The sequence below is a fragment of the Megasphaera indica genome, from assembly GCF_046614755.1.
Classification (GTDB): domain Bacteria; phylum Bacillota; class Negativicutes; order Veillonellales; family Megasphaeraceae; genus Megasphaera; species Megasphaera intestinihominis.
The window spans coordinates 12,559-28,655 of record NZ_JBKKJR010000019.1 but is presented as its reverse complement, the minus strand read 5'-3'; the positions used below and the strand labels follow the sequence as shown (position 1 = coordinate 28,655).

Here is a 16,097-nt window from a genome sequence, read left to right as displayed (position 1 = left end):
CTTGTTATATAATAGTAACATTGGATTTGTGATAGGAAAGGTGGAATACATTGAAACCTGTCTTAGTAAGTGTAAAAAGTATCCAACGTAACAAAGAGGGAGAAGAGCTGAAAATGGAGCTCGTTTCCGAAGGCAAGTTTTACGTCAAGGACGGGACGCAGTACATCGTCTACGAAGAAAGCGAGCTGACGGAAATGAAGGGCGTTACGACGGTCATCAAGGTGTTACCCGGAGGGTCCGTCTTATTGTTGCGCCTTGGGAAGCTCCGCCAGCGTCAGGAATTCCGCAAGGGAAAAGTGACGCGCTCCCAGTATGACACACCGGTCGGCACGTTCGACGTGCAGATGAAGACCTATGAATGCCGCGCCGACTTGCTCGATGGAGTCGGTACGATTCAGTTGGGCTACGACGTCCATATCGAAGGCGTCAGTGCCAATTATACACAATTAACCATAACCGTGCAGGAGGATCAAGCGTAATGGAAATGAAGAATTTATTGAAGCAGGGCATTACGGAAGCCCTGAACAAGGCTATTGCAGCCGGCACTCTTCCAGCCGGCGACTATCCCGACGTCGCACTGGAAGTACCGCCGCAGAAGGAATTCGGCGACTTCGCCAGCAACATTGCCATGCAGTCGGCCCGCGTCGCCCATAAAGCACCGAGACTCATTGCCCAGGCCATCGTCGACGGCATGGATTATCCCTGGCTCGACCATGCGGAAATCGCCGGTGCCGGCTTCATCAACTTCTTCTTGAAGAATGACGTCATTTACGATACGCTCAAACAGATCCTGGCTGCCGGCGATGCCTATGGCCATGCACCGCTGCGCAAAGAAGACACGATCCAGGTCGAATACGTCAGCGCCAACCCGACAGGGCCGCTCCACGTCGGCCACGGCCGCGGCGCCGCTTATGGCAGTGCCCTGGTCAATCTCCTGCGGGCTGCGGGCTATAACGTCCAGGCCGAATACTACATCAACGACGCCGGCAACCAGATGAACAACCTGGCCGCTTCCGTCAATGCCCGCTACCTGGAACTGTTGGGCAAGCCGGCAGAAATCCCGGAAAACGGCTATCACGGCCACGACATCATCGAAACGGCCCAGGCCATCATCGACCAGGACGGTGACAAATACCTGGACATGCCTGAAGAAGAACGGCTGGAACTCTTCAAGGACCGGGCCTATGCCGAAAAGCTCAAGGCCCTCAAACGCGACCTGGCCCATTTCAATGTCCATTATGATAACTGGTTCAGCGAACGGACCCTCCATCCCGATGCCATCCAGGCAGCCTGCAAGGTCCTGGAAGAACGGGGCAAGATTTATGAAAAGGACGGCGCCCTGTGGCTGAAATCGACGGATTACGGCGACGACAAAGACCGCGTCGTCATCCGCGACAACGGCGTACCGACTTATCTGGCTGCCGATATTGCCTATCATAAGAATAAATACGACCGGGGTTTCAAGAAGATGATCAATATCTGGGGCGCCGACCACCACGGATATGTAGCCCGCGTCAAAGCGGCCATGGCGGCCCTCGGCTATGACGTCAATCAGCTGGAAGTACTCCTCTTGCAGATGGTCAGCCTCTTCCGCGACGGCAAACCGGTCAAGATGAGCAAGCGCACGGGCCAGGCCATTACGCTGAACGAACTCATCGAGGAAGTCGGTACCGATGCAGCCCGTTACTTCTTCATCATGCGTTCCCTGGATACGCAGCTCGATTTCGACCTGGACCTGGCAAAATCGCACAGCAACGAAAACCCGGTCTACTATATCCAGTACGCCCATGCCCGTATCTACAGCATTTACCGTCAGGCAAAGGAAGCCGGTGCCGACCTCAGCACGGACTGGTCCGACGTCAAATGGGATACGCTGACCAACGAATACGAACTGGAACTCATCAAGAAGATGGCCGCCTTCCCGGAAGAAGTCCAGCGTGCCGCCCGCGAACGGGCACCGCACCGCATTGCCCACTTCGTCCACGAACTGGCCGGTATGTTCCATACGTTCTACAATCACTGCCGCATCATCCAGGAAGACAAGGATCTGGAAAGAGCCCGTCTGGCCCTGGTCACGGCAGTCCGCATCACCATCGCCAACAGTTTGGCTATTTTAGGGGTTTCTGCTCCTGAAAAAATGTAATATAATAAAATAAAAGTTATTGATTGATTTTTGATTCGATGAGCAGAAGCTCAACAGGGAGGAAATATGGCTAAATACATCTTTGTCACAGGCGGCGTCGTTTCTTCGTTAGGGAAAGGCATTACAGCAGCATCGCTGGGCCGTTTGCTGAAGAACCGCGGCTACAAGGTCACGATCCAGAAGTTTGACCCCTATATCAATATCGACCCGGGCACGATGAGCCCGTACCAGCACGGCGAAGTCTTCGTCACCGACGATGGCACGGAAACGGACCTCGACCTCGGTCACTATGAACGCTTCATCGACATTAACCTCGGCAAGAACTCCAACGTCACGACCGGCAAGATCTACTGGTCGGTCCTGCAGAAAGAACGGCGCGGCGACTATTTGGGCCATACTGTCCAGGTCATCCCGCACATCACCAATGAAATCAAGAACCGCGTCTACCGCGTCGGCGACGATGACAATGCGGACATCGTCATCACCGAAATCGGCGGTACTGTCGGCGACATCGAAAGCCTGCCGTTCCTGGAAGCTATCCGCCAGATCAAGAAGGAAGTCGGCCGCAATGATGTCTTGTACATCCACGTCACCCTCGTACCGTATATCGGCGCTGCCGGCGAACTGAAGACCAAACCGACCCAGCACAGCGTCAAGGAACTGCGCAGCATCGGCATCCAGCCGGATATCATCGTCTGCCGGACGGAACGCCCCTTGTCGGACGAAATGAAAGAAAAGCTGGCCCTGTTCTGCGACATCGACAAAGATGCCGTCATCGAAAACAAGACCTTGAACAGCATCTATGAAGTACCCCTCCTCTTGTCGGAAGAAGGGATGGACCGCATCGTCCTGGAAAAACTCGACCTGCCCAATCGTCCCTGCGATATGGAAGACTGGAAGAAAATGGTCCATGCCATTTACAATACGGAAAAGACTCTGGAAATCGCCCTGGTCGGCAAATACGTCGCTCTCCACGACGCTTACCTCAGCGTCGCTGAAGCTCTGAACCATGCCGGTATCGCCTATAAGACGAAAGTCAATATCCACTGGATCGATTCGGAAACCCTGGAAGACCCGAACCTCTCGATGGAAGAAGTCTTCAAAGGCATCGACGGCATCGTCGTCCCCGGCGGCTTCGGCAACCGCGGCGTCGAAGGCAAGATCCGCGCCGTCCAGTATGCCCGTGAAAACAACGTGCCTTACCTCGGCCTCTGCCTGGGTATGCAGTGCGCTGTCATGGAATTCGCCCGCCACGTCGTCGGCCTCGAAGGCGCTACGTCGTCGGAATTCCATGAAGATGCCAAATTCCCGGTCATCGACCTCATGCCCGACCAGGTCGACATCTCCGATAAAGGCGGCACCATGCGCCTCGGCCTCTATCCCTGCAAGCTGACCGAAGGCACGAAGGCCCATGAAGTCTATGGCACCAACCTCATTTACGAACGCCATCGCCATCGCTGGGAATTCAACAACAAATACCGCACGGAAATGGTCAACGCCGGCCTCGTCCTCTCCGGCACATCGCCGGACGACCGCCTGGTAGAAATCGTCGAACTCAAGGATCACCCCTGGTTCGTAGGCTGCCAGTTCCATCCGGAATTCAAATCTCGCCCGACCAAAGCCCATCCGTTATTCAAAGGCCTGATCAAAACGGCTTTGGAATTGAAAGGGGAATAATTAGTGGGGGCCGCCGCATGAAGGGTTCTGCCATCATGCAAGGCCCCTTTTAATTTATAGTTTGTAGTACGGAGTTTGTAGAAGATGGCTTTAAATTTAAAAACCTTCACTAAAAACTACAAACTGCAAACTTAATACTCCCAAAGGCGCTGTCATAAGACAGCGCCTTTTTCACGTCTATGCAGCAGACGCATATAGGATGCATATATATGTGATTTATTGAACGTATGGCAAGTTGTTCTAGAGCCGTCAAAATACGATAAAAGTTAGTTATGGCGACATGAAAGATAAACTATTTTTTGTTATTATGCATCCTTATAAAATAGGGTAAGAACGGCCTTTATACTATACAAAACGGGTGACGTATACGGAAATGTAAACTACGTTATCTCTTTGTATCCGGACAATTTTTGACTTCTTTTTCCTGCGCCCGGCAGGTCATAAAAATAAGTTAAATGTGTAACTTTGCTCTGATTTTCACATTGAATAATATGCTACATAATGATATAATGTAAGCGATTGAAAGCATGATTCATGTTTTTATTATTTTTCATTATATAATAATGAGGTGATTTTTGATGTTGAATACCTTTAAAAGAGGTGGGGTCCATCCTGACGATGGCAAGATCTATGCAAAAGACAAAGCCATAGAAACCCCGGCAGTACCGGCTCAAGTCGTCATTCCCATGAGCCAGCACTTTGGTGCGCCTTGTACGCCGACCGTCAAAGTCGGTGACCTGGTCAAGAAAGGCCAGCTTATCGGGACGAGTGACGCATTCTTGCATGCCGACATCCATGCATCTACGTCCGGCAAAGTCATCAAAGTTGCGCCTATGCCGCACAACATGATGGTCAAATGCATGGCTGTCGTCATCGAAGCAGATGGCAAAGATGAATGGGCAGAAGGGATTCCCCAGGCTCACGACTGGAAACAGCTCGACAGCAAGGAAATCTTGGAACTCATCAAGAAAGCCGGCGTCGTCGGCTGCGGCGGTGCTACTTTCCCGGCTCACGTCAAATTGGCTCCGAACAAACCGGTCGATACGTTCATCGTCAACGGTGCCGAATGTGAACCGTATCTGACTTGTGACTATCGTGCCATGGTCGAAAAGGAAACGACGGACAAACTCGTCACGGGCGTCCAGATCTGCATGAAAGTCCTCGGCGTCAAGAAGGCCTTCATCGGCATTGAAGACAACAAGCCGGAAGCCATCCAGAACCTGACCGAAGCTTTCAAAGATATTCCTGAAGTTACGGTTCTCGCTTGTAAGACGAAGTACCCCCAGGGTGCTGAAAAGATGATGATCGAAGCTTGCACAGGCCGTCAGGTCGAACCGGGTGGACTTCCTATGAACGTCGGCTGCGTCGTCAGCAACGTCGGTACGGTCATTGCCATCACCGATGCTGTCTGCCAGGGCATCCCCTTCATCGAACGCCTTACGACCGTTACCGGTGACTGCATCAAAGAACCGAAGAACCTCCGTCTCCGTATCGGTACGACTTTCCAGGAAGCCATCGACTACTGCGGCGGCTTCTCCAAACAGCCGGATCGCCTGATTGCCGGCGGCCCGATGATGGGTCTGGCCCAGTATCAGCTCGATGTGCCGATCACCAAAGGCGCTTCCGGTATCCTGGCTCTCTCTCCGGAAAAATGCCAGGTCGGCGAAGAATCTCCGTGCATCCGCTGCGGCCGTTGCGTAGAAGCATGTCCCATGGGCCTCATTCCGAGCCAGCTCAGCATCTTCTCGTCCTGCCAGGCATGGGATAAATGCATGGAATACGGCGTCATGAACTGTGTCGAATGTGGCAGCTGTGTTTATACCTGCCCGGCAAAACGTAACATTGTCCAGTATATCCGCAATGCGAAAGGCCAGTGCAAAGCTATCCAGCGCGCAGCGCAGGCTAAAGCTGAAGCACAGAAAGCCAAGAACTAATTGGAAGAAGGGATATCATGAGTCCAGAAGCTAAAGGACAAACAAATGGAAAGGATGCTAAAGACATGCAGGAATTTAAACTTACCGTAGCATCTTCACCGCATGTTCGCTGTAACGAAACCATTCCTAAGATTATGTGGAATGTCGTCGCCGCCCTTGTACCGGCTGCTGCGTTCGGCGTCTACTATTTCGGTGTCAATGCTCTCGTCAATATCATCGTCGCAATTGTCTCGGCAGTTGTATTTGAATTCTTATGGGAAAAAATGATGCACAAACGCGTCACCATCAAAGATGGTTCTGCCGTCATCACAGGCCTTCTCCTGGCTATGTGCTGCCCGCCGAGCCTTCCCTGGTGGATGAGCATCATCGGTTCCTTCCTGGCTATCGTCGTTTGTAAACAGGCCATGGGCGGCCTTGGCTACAACATCTTCAACCCGGCTCACGTCGGCCGTGCTGGTTTGATGGTTTCCTGGCCGATCGCCATGACGACCTGGACCCAGCTCAATGGGACCGTCATCGACGGTGTCGCTGGGGCTACACCGCTGAACGTCTTCAAACACGGCGGCGTAGATGCTCTCTTCAATCTCTTCGGTACCAACGATTGGGGCACGATTTATCAGAGCTTATTCTTCGGGTTCCGCAACGGTTCCCTCGGCGAAACGTCGACAGTCCTCCTCATCCTCGGTGGTCTGTGGCTGATCTACAAAGGCTACATCAACTGGCAGGTTCCGGTCATCATGATTGCTACCGTCGGCGTCCTCATGGGTGCTTTCTATGGCGTCAACGTTGCAATCTTTGAAATGATGGCTGGCGGCCTCATCATCGGCGCCTTCTTCATGGCAACCGATATGGTCACGGCTCCGATTACCCTGAAAGGCCAGATGATCTTCGCATTGGGCTGCGGCCTGATTACGGTCCTCATCCGTACCCTTGGCGGTTATCCGGAAGGGGTTTGCTACTCCATCTTGCTCATGAATACCTTGACTCCGCTCATCGACCGTCTGGTCAAACCGACCGTCTTTGGCGCAGTAAAAAAGGGGGCTAAATAAAATGGCAGACAAAAACGAAAGCGGAATCTTCAAGGTTGCGATGAACCTTATCCTGACCTGCCTGGTTTCCGGCTGTATCATCGGCGTCGTCTATGCTGCTACTGGCAAGATTGCCTATGAAAAAGCTGAACAGATGAAACAGGATTCCATGAAATCCCTCGTTCCGCAGGCTGAAAAATTCGATCCCGTCCCTGGCGAAAAAGATACCTTCGTCGCTGAACAGGGCGGCAAGAAAGTTGCTTATATCATTCCGACGGCTCCGAAAGGTTACGGCGGCGCTATCAAGATGCTGACGGCTGTTTCCATGGATGGCACAGTTATGGACTACACGGTCCTCGAAGCCAACGAAACTCCGGGCCTCGGCGACAGAGGTGCTAAATCTCCGTTTAAAGATCAGTTCAAAGGCAAAAAACTGGAAAACTTGGAAGTCACCAAGAGTGCTAGCGAAAAGGATAAAATCCAGGCCATGACCGGTGCTACCATTTCTTCCCGTGCTTTCACTTTGGGCGTTAAACAGGCTGTTCAGAAAGCAGCAGAGTTAGGGGGTAAATAATAATGAATCTTTGGAAAGTATTTACTAGAGGCATTATTGAAGAAAACCCGTACTTCGTCCTGGCCTTGAGCCTGTGCCCGGGCCTTGCCGTTACGACAAGCATCGTCAATGGCCTGACCATGGGCTGCACAGTATGGTTCGTCATCACGGCTAACAATACGGTCGTTTCCATCATTCACAAGCTGATCAACAAAAAAGTCCGTATCCCTGTTTACATCACCTGTATCGCTACTATCGTAACGTGCGTACAGCTGTTCTTACAGGCTTTTGCTCCGGATCTGTACAAAGCCCTGGGCGTATACCTCGACTTGGTCGTCGTATTTGCTATCATCCTGGCTCGTGCTGAATCGGTTGCATCGAAAAACGGCGTCGTCGTTTCCTTCCTCGACGGCATGGGCATGGGCATTGGCTTTACCATTGCTATGTTCCTCATTTCCTTCGTCCGTGAAATCCTCGGCAACGGTACCTTCTTTGGTATCCCTGTCTTCGGTCCGTCCTATCAGCCGGCTCTGATCATGGCCTTGCCGCCTGGAGCCTTCATGCTCATCGGTTTCATCATGGCTGGTTTCAAAATCTGGAATGAACATGTTGAAAGACAGAGACAACTGAAAGGGAGTGAAGGATAATGGAATACTTTACGCTGTTCATCGGGGCTGTCTTGATTAACAACTTCGTATTGACCAAGTTCCTCGGTTTGTGTATCTTCTTCGGCGTTTCCAAGAACCTGAACGCCTCTGTCGGCATGGGCTTCGCCGTCACTGCCGTCATCACTATGAGTACTATCCTGGCATGGTGCCTGTACAACTTAGTCCTGGTACCGCTTCATTTGGAATTCCTGCGTACGATTTCCTTCGTTATCTTGATCGCAAGTTTCGTACAGCTGCTGGAAATTGTCATCAAGAAAGAATCGCCGACCTTGTATAACATGTGGGGCATTTACCTCATGCTGATCGCTACGAACTGTATCGTCCTGTCCGTCCCGGTCATCAGTGTCACCAGCGGTTATAACTTCTTGGAAAACATCGTCTTTGCTGTTGGCGCAGGCCTCGGCTTCGCCGTAGCTCTGATTCTCATGGCAAGCTGCCGTGAAAAATTGGACTATGCCGCTGTTCCCCACGCTCTGAAAGGCACACCAATCGCTTTCATCGTCGCCGGTATGATGTCCCTGGCCTTCCTCGGCTTCTCCGGTATGATTTAAGGCAAAGGAGTGAATTAGATTATGTACGATTATACAACGATAGCTATGTATGCTGTCGGCGTCATGGTTTGCATCGGTATCGTCTTCGGCTTTATCCTTGCAAGTGCTGATAAGAAATTTGCCATGGAAGAAAATCCGCTCATCGGCGAAGTAAAAGAAGCACTTCCTCAGGGCCAGTGCGGTGCCTGCGGTTTCGCCGGCTGTGCAAAATATGCGGAAGCCGTCGTCCTCGACCCGAACGTTCCGCCTAACCTCTGTGTTCCTGGTAAAGCTGAAGTCGCTGCTGTCGTCGCTAAGTTGACAGGCAAAGTCGCTGAAGCTACGGAACCGAAATACGCTCACATCAAATGCCGCGGCGGCAATGGCATTGCCAAACTGGCTTATGAATACAAAGGTGTTCATGACTGCGCGGCTGCTAAGATTGTCCAGCAGGGCCCGAAATTCTGTAAATTCGGCTGTCTCGGCTTCGGTAACTGCACGCGTGCCTGCCCGTTCGGTGCTATGAGCATGGGCGAAAATGGCCTGCCTGTCGTCAACAAGACGCTCTGCACAGGCTGCGGTAAATGCGCTTCTGTCTGCCCGAACCACGTCATCGAACTCCTGCCGATCAGTGCCAAAGTCAGCATCAGCTGCAGCTCCAAAGATTTCGGCGCTCCGGCTATGAAGAACTGCAAGGCCCTGTGCCTCGGCTGCGGTTCCTGCATGCGTAACTGCTCGCACCAGGAAGAAGGGGCTATCAAGATCATCGACCATCTGGCCGTCGTCAACCAGGACATCTGCCACACCTGTGACAATGCTACCTGCCTGACCAAGTGCCCGACTGGTGCCATCAACGAAATGATCAAAGGCTCTTTCAAGAAAGAAGAAAACGTAGGTTAATACATGGATAAGAAACGGTATGTATGGGTTCTTCTCACCATGGCGTTCCTCATCATCCTTAGTTGCTCCGGATGCAGTCTGCATCCGGAGTCTTCTTTTGATAGGAGCGGTGTCGCCATGGATACGACGGTCTCCCTGCGGGCGTCCGGGAAAGAAGCCAAAGAAGCAGTCGATGAAGGCTTTGAACGCCTGAATCAGCTGGACAAACTGGCAGGACAGAATGAAGACAGCGACGTAAGCCGTATCAATGCCGCTGCCGGCAAAGCATACGTCCAGGTCGACCCGGCCATTTATGAAATGATTGAATACGCCAAGGATTATTCGGCCAAGAGCCAGGGCGAATGGGACATCACCGTCGGCGTCATGACCAATTTATGGCGCATCGGCAACGACGACCAGCACGTGCCGTCAGCCGATGAGATTTCCCAGGCCCTGATGAAGGTCAACTATAAGGACATCCTCCTGCGGCCGGAAGACCACAGCGTCATGCTGGCTAAACCGGGCATGGCCATCGACCTGGGCGGCGTGGCCAAAGGCTATGCTGTCGATGAAATCCGCAAGATTTATGAAAAACACCACATCGAAAGCGGCCTCATCAACCTCGGCGCCAGCTCGATGTATGCCGTCGGCAAGACGACCAAGGGCAAGCCCTGGCGCATCGGTATCAAACATCCCCGCTCTGACGATGACAAGAGCTTCCTGGGCATCGTATCCATTGAGAACCAGGCCCTGTCCACATCAGGCGACTATGAACGCTATTTCATCCAGGATGGCGTCCGCTACCACCATATCTTCGACCCCCGCACGGGCTATCCCGCCCGGTCCGGCGTCATGAGCGACTCCGTCGTCATCGACGGCTCCGTACCTCATGCAGGCATGCTCAGTGACATGATGACGACTATCGTCTTCGTCCTGGGACCGCAGAAGGGGATGGAACTGGCAAGCAGCATGGAAGGCGTCAACTGTGAAATTACAGGCAGTGACAATGCCGTCTACATGACCCAGGGCTTTGCCGATAATTTCTCTGACTTGAATAGTGATTTCCATCTTTCCGATTCGGAATAAACCAGCCTCCATAGAAGCAAAAAGTATAGCAGAAAAAAAATTAATATCTTTAAGTCTATTTACTTTTTCATTCGTTTGTAAGATAATAGATATGTAAATTTTAGAAATTATGGAGGGTAGTATCTACATATGGATCATATCGATGACAAAATTTTAACGATACTCAAACACAATGGCAAAGATTCGGCTACGGAAATCAGCAAGGTCGTCGGCTTGTCCATTCCGGCTGTTGCCGAACGCATCCGCAAGATGGAACACAACGGCATCATCGAAGGCTACGGTGCCAAAATCAGCCGCCGTAAGACCGGTTACAACGTGACGGCTTTCATTATGGTCAATCTCGAACGCTCTGGCGATGTTGAAGAATTCCGCTCGAAAATCGTCCAGTACCCGGAAGTCCTGGAATGTCACCACGTCGTCGGCGCCTTTGACTACTTGCTCAAAGTGCTGGTCAAGACACCGGATGACCTGGAACACTTCCTCATGCAGGTATTGAACGAAATCCCGACGGTCGCCTCGTCCCAGACCTTCATGTGCCTGTCGACACTCAAAGAAGAATGGAATGTGTAAAGAGCGTCGTGGCTCGTATTCGTAGGGGACGCCCAAAGGGCGCCCCGCAGACATTGACGAACCGCTAACAACTCAAAAGAGGCTGTCGCATTAAGACAGCCTCTTTTTGAGTGTTAAGTTTGCAGTTTGTAGTTTTTAGTGAAGACTTTTAAATTTAAAACCATCCGCTAACAACTAACCAGAACGGGCCGCCCTTTGGGACGGCCCCTACGATAAAAAGGCTTGCCGCTACGCGGCAAACCTTTTTACTATCCTTTTATCTTCCCGTCGAGGCTGATGATGCGTACCTCGAAGGGGATATCTTTGCCGCTCTGTGCGAGGGCTCTTTTGGCAGCCATTTCCAGGCCGCCGCAGCACGGGACTTCCATGCGTACCAGGGTGACGTCGTGGATGTCGTTCTGGCGGAGGATTTCTGTCAATTTTTCGGCGTAGTCGATGTCGTCGAGTTTAGGGCAGCCGATGAGGGTGATGCGGCCCTTGATGAAATCTTCGTGGAAGCGGGCGTAGGCATAAGCCGTACAGTCGGCCGCGATGAGCAGGCTGGCACCGTTGAAATAAGGCGTATGGGGCGGTACGAGCTTGAGCTGGACCGGCCACTGGCTCAGGCGGGAGATGGACGGCCCGGCAGGAACGTCGTCAGCCCTTTTCTGCGTTTCGCCGAGGCTGCGGGCCTGGCTGCCGGGACAGCGGCCGGTGTAGGTCCGTCCCTGGGCGGCCATGTGCTGTTTCACGGCTTCTTCATCATAGGCAGCTGCTTCGCGTTCGACAAAGGTGATGGCATCCGTCGGGCAATGGGGCAGGCAGTCGCCCAGGCCGTCGCAGTAGTCATCGCGCATGAGGCGGGCCTTGCCGTCGACCATGGCGATAGCTCCTTCGTGACAGGCCGTGGCGCAGGCGCCGCAGCCATTGCATTTTTTCGAATCAATCTGTATAATTTTACGTATCATAATTTCCTCCATCGTGGTATATGCATCAAACTGGTTTGGGACCTTTATGGTCTAAGTATAGTCGATGGAGCAAAAATAAGCTGTTGTTTTTCCAACTATCATCTTTTTTTTGGAGGTCTTTCCATGGAACAATATCTTTCCCTCATTGAAACGTCGCCGCTCTTCCACGGCGTCGCCGAAGCCGATGTCCTGCCGCTCTTGCAGCGCTTGAAGGTACGCAAGAAGAAGTATGAAAAAGGGGAATTCCTCTTTTATTCCGGCGATGCCGTCCCCTATATCGGACTGGTCCTGGAAGGGGCGGTCCACATCATCCAGGAAGATTACTGGGGGAACCGCAATATCCTGTCCCAGATCCCGGCTGGCTTCTTTTTCGGCGAAGCCTTTGCCTGTCTGCCCGACGCGCCGGCAACGGTCGACGTCGTCGCTGCCTCGGATGCGGTCATCATGCAGGTCTATGTCGGCAATATCCTCCATGCCGGTCAGGTCCTGACGCCGGACCAGGCTCGTTTTACAGGCAACCTCCTGGGCCTGATGGCCGAAAAGAACCGCCTCCTTACGGAAAAGATGCGCTACCTGACCCAGCGCTCGACGCGCCAGAAAATCATGCTCTACCTGTCCGACATGGCCCGGCAAAAAGGGAAGGCCACCTTCGTCCTGCCTTTCAACCGCCAGCAGATGGCCGACTTCCTCTCCGTCGACCGCAGCGCCTTATCGGCCGAACTGAGCAAGATGAAAAAAGAAGGCCTCATCGATTACCACAAGGACAAATTCACCTTGCTGCAGGAACATTAAGGAAATCGGCGGGCCGCCAGCTAAGCTGTCCGTTCTGGCAGCTACCCTGCGCCTCCCGCTAATCGGTACCTGGTGGGCCAGAAAGGCTTTCAGGACGGCCCTTACGAACCACGAGCCACGAACCACTGACTACTAAAAAAGAAATTCCCGAGGCGTCACATCTGTAGGGGCTTGCACGTGGCAAGCCCGCTTCAGAATATGAGTGATTTTCCAGCTTGGGGATAATGTTGCCCAATACCCGGCGGGTCGCCCACGTGGCGACCCCTACGAGCCACGAGCCACGAGCCACTGCTAAAAAAGGCGCTGTCTTCATGCGACAGCGCCTTTTTTACTCGCTTTTAATGCAGATGGGGGAGGATGTGGCCCATTTTATTCTTTTTCGTTTCCAAGTAGAATTCGTCGAATTTCTGGGGTTTCATTTCGATGGGGACGCGTTCTACGATTTCGACGCCGAAGCCTTCGAGGCCGTAGACTTTTTCCGGGTTGTTCGTGAGCAGGCGGATTTCTTTAGCGCCCATGTCCTGGAGAATCTGGGCACCGATCCAGTATTCGCGAAGGTCCGGAGCGAAGCCGAGTTTTTCATTGGCTTCGACTGTATCGTAGCCCTGTTCCTGGAGGACGTAGGCTTTGAGCTTATTGATGAGGCCGATGCCACGGCCTTCCTGGCGCATGTAGAGGAGGATGCCCCGGCCTTCGGCGTTGATCTGTGTCAGGGCAGCGGCCAGCTGTTCACCGCAGTCGCAGCGGCGGGAGCCGAAGACGTCGCCTGTAAGGCATTCGGAATGGACGCGGCACAGGAGGTTCTTGCCGTCGCCGATTTCGCCTTTGACCAGAGCGACGTGATGTTCGCCCGTCAGGTCGTTGATGTAGCCGTAGATCTTGAAATCGCCGTATTTCGTCGGCATCTTGGCGACGGCTTCGCGGATGACGTGTTTGTCGTGGCGGCGGCAGTAGTTCTGGAGATCGTGGATGGTGATGAATTTCAGGCCGTATTCGTCGGCGATTTTCCAGAGGTCCGGCGTGCGCATCATCGTGCCGTCGTCTGCCATGATTTCGCAGCACAGGCCGACCTGTTTGAGCCCGGCCAGGCGCATGAGGTCGACCGTGGCTTCCGTGTGGCCGTTGCGGGTCAGGACACCGCCGCGTTTGGCGACGAGGGGGAAGTTGTGGCCAGGACGGCGGAAGTCTTCGGGACGGGCCGATTCTTCAGCGCATTTGCGGGCCGTCAGGGCGCGTTCGACAGCCGAGATGCCCGTCGTCGTGTCGACGTAGTCGATGGAAACAGTGAAGGCCGTTTCGTGGTTATCTGTATTTTCGCTGACCATCTGGGGCAGGCCGAGCTTATGGGCATATTCGATGCTCATGGGCATGCAGATCAGGCCCTTGCCGTGGCTGGCCATGAAGTTCATGTTTTCTGTCGTGCAGTACTGGGCGGCGCAGATGAAGTCGCCTTCGTTTTCGCGGTCCGGGTCGTCGGTAACGATGATGACGTGGCCGGCCTGTAATTCTTCCAATGCTTCTTCGATAGTGTTGAATTTGCGTTTTTCTGTAGTCAAAATAAAGACCTCCTTAAAGTCTGTATTGTCCATAGTTGGTGGTACTCAAAAAGCCCTGGCGATGAGGCACAGGGCTTTGACATGCAAGGAAAGGCACGCTGCAGAAACAGCACGCCACATCTTCTTCCATCCAGACTATACTGTCGGTTTTGGAATCGCACCAAATCACGAGCCAATGGCTCCTACGCCGTAGCGTTCGCGGACTATACCGCCGATCGGGAATTTCACCCTGCCCTGAAGATATACGTTTTATTCAGTTCTGTTATGTATTATACACGGTAACTTTCATTTTTGCAAGTTAGTCGACGTCGAAGATTTTCCCCGGGTTGAGGATGTCGTTCGGGTCAAGGGCTTTCTTGATGGCCTTCATCATTTCCAGTTCGCCGGGATCGGTGAATTCTTCCATCAAATGCTTGCGCTTGTAGCCGATGCCGTGTTCGCCGGACAGGCGGCCGCCGTGGGCATAAATGAATTTGTACAGTTCCTGCTGGTTGGCCTTGACCCGCTGGTCCCAGTCTTCGTAGGTGGCATCTTCATTCTTGAGGATGTTCAAGTGAATGTTGCCGTCGCCGGCGTGGCTGGCGATACGTGTGACCAGGTTGTATTTCTTGGCCAGGCGCAGGATTTCATCGAGGAGGGCCGCTTCCTGGTCGACAGGGACGACGACGTCTTCTTTGCAGACGATGAGGCTTTCGGCGCGGACGGCTTCGGCAAAGGCCTTGCGGGCCTGCCAGATCTTATTGTGGTCAGCGACGAGGACTGACGACGCGCCGTTTTCCGTGCAGACTTCGTCGAGGATGACGGCCTTGTCGTCCAGGTCGTCTTCGCTGGTCCCTTCGACTTCGACGATGACGTAGTTGCCGTTGTCGCTGCCCTGGAGATTTTCATTGAGGTATTTTTCGACGGACTTGATGGTGATGTTGTCCATGAATTCGACGCACGTCGGCGTGATGCCGGCCTTGATGATTTTGGTGACGACGCCCATGGCCTGGCGGCGGTCGTCGAAGATGGCCAGCAGGTCGAGGGCGTACTTCGGCTTGGGCAGGAGCTTCAGCGTCGCCTTGGTGATGATGCCCAGGGTCCCTTCGGAGCCGATGACCAGCTGGTCCAGGGAATAGCCTGTCGACTGTTTCTGCAGGCGCGCGCCGAGGTTGACGATGCGCCCTGTCGGGTTGACGACTTCCACGCTGTAGACCTGGTGGCGCGTCGTCCCGTATTTGACGGCCCGGTTGCCGCCGGCGTTGGTGGCGATGTTGCCGCCGATGAAGCACGAGTCGCCGCTGCACGGGTCGCCAGCGTAGAAGAGGCCTTTCTTTTCGGCCGCTTCCTGCAGGTCCGACGTGCGTACACCCGGTTCGACGACGGCATAGAGGCCGTCTTCATTGATTTCCAGTATCTTGTTCATCTTTTCCAGCGACAAGACGATGCCGCCGTATTCCGGGACGGCGCCGCAGGCCAGACCCGTGCCGGCCCCGCGGGGGACGACAGGGAAGTGGCAGGCATTGGCCAGCTTGATGATGGCGCTGACCTGCTGGGCCGTTTCGGCAAAGACGACGGCTTCGGGCATGTGATGGTAAGCCGGGTCGGTCACTTCGTCATGGGAATAAGGCTGCATGGCGTCGGCGTCGGTGACGACGTCTTTCGGGCCGACGATGGCCTTTAATTTTTCCAGGATTTCTGTCGTTATTTTTTCATAGTGCATACGTGTTCCCCCTCGGATAAGATACAAAATGT

General features: G+C 53.4%; 15 protein-coding genes and 1 riboswitch. Of the genes, 12 read left to right on the top strand and 3 right to left on the bottom strand.

The window, feature by feature from the left end; genetic code table 11:
- Positions 1–50 precede the first annotated feature (50 nt).
- The 11 genes from ACFCTO_RS09515 (at position 51) to ACFCTO_RS09465 (ending at position 11,068) form a co-directional block, all read left to right on the top strand.
- Positions 51–479: a YwiB family protein gene (locus ACFCTO_RS09515; RefSeq protein WP_226884957.1), complete on the top strand. Its 429-nt coding sequence runs from the start codon at positions 51–53 to the stop codon at positions 477–479.
- On the top strand, positions 479–2,143 hold the full coding sequence (argS, locus tag ACFCTO_RS09510) for an arginine--tRNA ligase (protein ID WP_292300299.1): 1,665 nt from the start codon (positions 479–481) through the stop codon (positions 2,141–2,143). Before ACFCTO_RS09515 ends, argS begins: the two co-directional genes overlap by 1 nt.
- A gap of 66 nt (positions 2,144–2,209) precedes the next feature.
- Entirely contained in the window at positions 2,210–3,820 is a 1,611-nt protein-coding gene (pyrG, locus tag ACFCTO_RS09505; protein WP_020311515.1) for a CTP synthase, read from the top strand.
- A gap of 578 nt (positions 3,821–4,398) precedes the next feature.
- Positions 4,399–5,754 carry an electron transport complex subunit RsxC gene (gene rsxC / locus ACFCTO_RS09500; RefSeq protein WP_014015125.1) on the top strand — a complete coding sequence of 452 codons (1,356 nt, stop codon included), beginning with the start codon at positions 4,399–4,401 and terminating at the stop codon, positions 5,752–5,754.
- A gap of 17 nt (positions 5,755–5,771) precedes the next feature.
- Positions 5,772–6,803 carry an RnfABCDGE type electron transport complex subunit D gene (locus ACFCTO_RS09495; RefSeq protein WP_499876790.1) on the top strand — a complete coding sequence of 344 codons (1,032 nt, stop codon included), beginning with the start codon at positions 5,772–5,774 and terminating at the stop codon, positions 6,801–6,803.
- Between the two features lies 1 nt (position 6,804).
- Positions 6,805–7,356, top strand: coding sequence for an RnfABCDGE type electron transport complex subunit G (locus ACFCTO_RS09490; protein ID WP_292299306.1), 552 nt, complete (start codon positions 6,805–6,807; stop codon positions 7,354–7,356).
- 2 nt (positions 7,357–7,358) lie between these two features.
- Positions 7,359–7,982, top strand: coding sequence for an electron transport complex subunit RsxE (gene rsxE, locus ACFCTO_RS09485; RefSeq protein ID WP_020311511.1), 624 nt, complete (start codon positions 7,359–7,361; stop codon positions 7,980–7,982).
- Positions 7,982–8,554, top strand: coding sequence for an electron transport complex protein RnfA (locus ACFCTO_RS09480; protein ID WP_020311510.1), 573 nt, complete (start codon positions 7,982–7,984; stop codon positions 8,552–8,554). Before rsxE ends, ACFCTO_RS09480 begins: the two co-directional genes overlap by 1 nt.
- A gap of 21 nt (positions 8,555–8,575) precedes the next feature.
- The gene (rnfB, locus tag ACFCTO_RS09475) at positions 8,576–9,433 is read left to right on the top strand and encodes an RnfABCDGE type electron transport complex subunit B (RefSeq protein WP_020311509.1); all 858 of its coding nucleotides are present in this window, start codon (positions 8,576–8,578) and stop codon (positions 9,431–9,433) included.
- A 117-nt stretch (positions 9,434–9,550) separates the two neighbouring features.
- Positions 9,551–10,498 (top strand): FAD:protein FMN transferase, encoded by a 948-nt coding sequence (locus ACFCTO_RS09470; RefSeq protein WP_020311508.1) that lies wholly within the window; start codon positions 9,551–9,553, stop codon positions 10,496–10,498.
- Between the two features lie 129 nt (positions 10,499–10,627).
- Positions 10,628–11,068, top strand: coding sequence for an Lrp/AsnC family transcriptional regulator (locus ACFCTO_RS09465; protein WP_499876789.1), 441 nt, complete (start codon positions 10,628–10,630; stop codon positions 11,066–11,068).
- Positions 11,069–11,316: 248 nt separating this feature from the next.
- Here ACFCTO_RS09465 and ACFCTO_RS09460 read toward each other — a convergent pair whose 3' ends face one another.
- Complete coding sequence (locus ACFCTO_RS09460; protein ID WP_292262233.1) at positions 11,317–12,015, bottom strand: ATP-binding protein; 699 nt, start codon at positions 12,013–12,015, stop codon at positions 11,317–11,319.
- Positions 12,016–12,138: 123 nt separating this feature from the next.
- Between ACFCTO_RS09460 and ACFCTO_RS09455 the strand changes: the two genes are divergently transcribed.
- Entirely contained in the window at positions 12,139–12,807 is a 669-nt protein-coding gene (locus ACFCTO_RS09455; RefSeq protein WP_292300892.1) for a Crp/Fnr family transcriptional regulator, read from the top strand.
- 338 nt (positions 12,808–13,145) lie between these two features.
- Here the strand turns inward: ACFCTO_RS09455 and ACFCTO_RS09450 are convergent, their stop codons facing one another.
- Positions 13,146–14,363, bottom strand: coding sequence for a bifunctional 3,4-dihydroxy-2-butanone-4-phosphate synthase/GTP cyclohydrolase II (locus tag ACFCTO_RS09450; RefSeq protein WP_292261767.1), 1,218 nt, complete (start codon positions 14,361–14,363; stop codon positions 13,146–13,148).
- A 114-nt stretch (positions 14,364–14,477) separates the two neighbouring features.
- Positions 14,478–14,609, bottom strand: a riboswitch (FMN riboswitch).
- Between the two features lie 52 nt (positions 14,610–14,661).
- Positions 14,662–16,065 carry an FAD-binding oxidoreductase gene (locus tag ACFCTO_RS09445; RefSeq protein ID WP_292261768.1) on the bottom strand — a complete coding sequence of 468 codons (1,404 nt, stop codon included), beginning with the start codon at positions 16,063–16,065 and terminating at the stop codon, positions 14,662–14,664.
- Between the last annotated feature and the right edge of the window lie 32 nt (positions 16,066–16,097).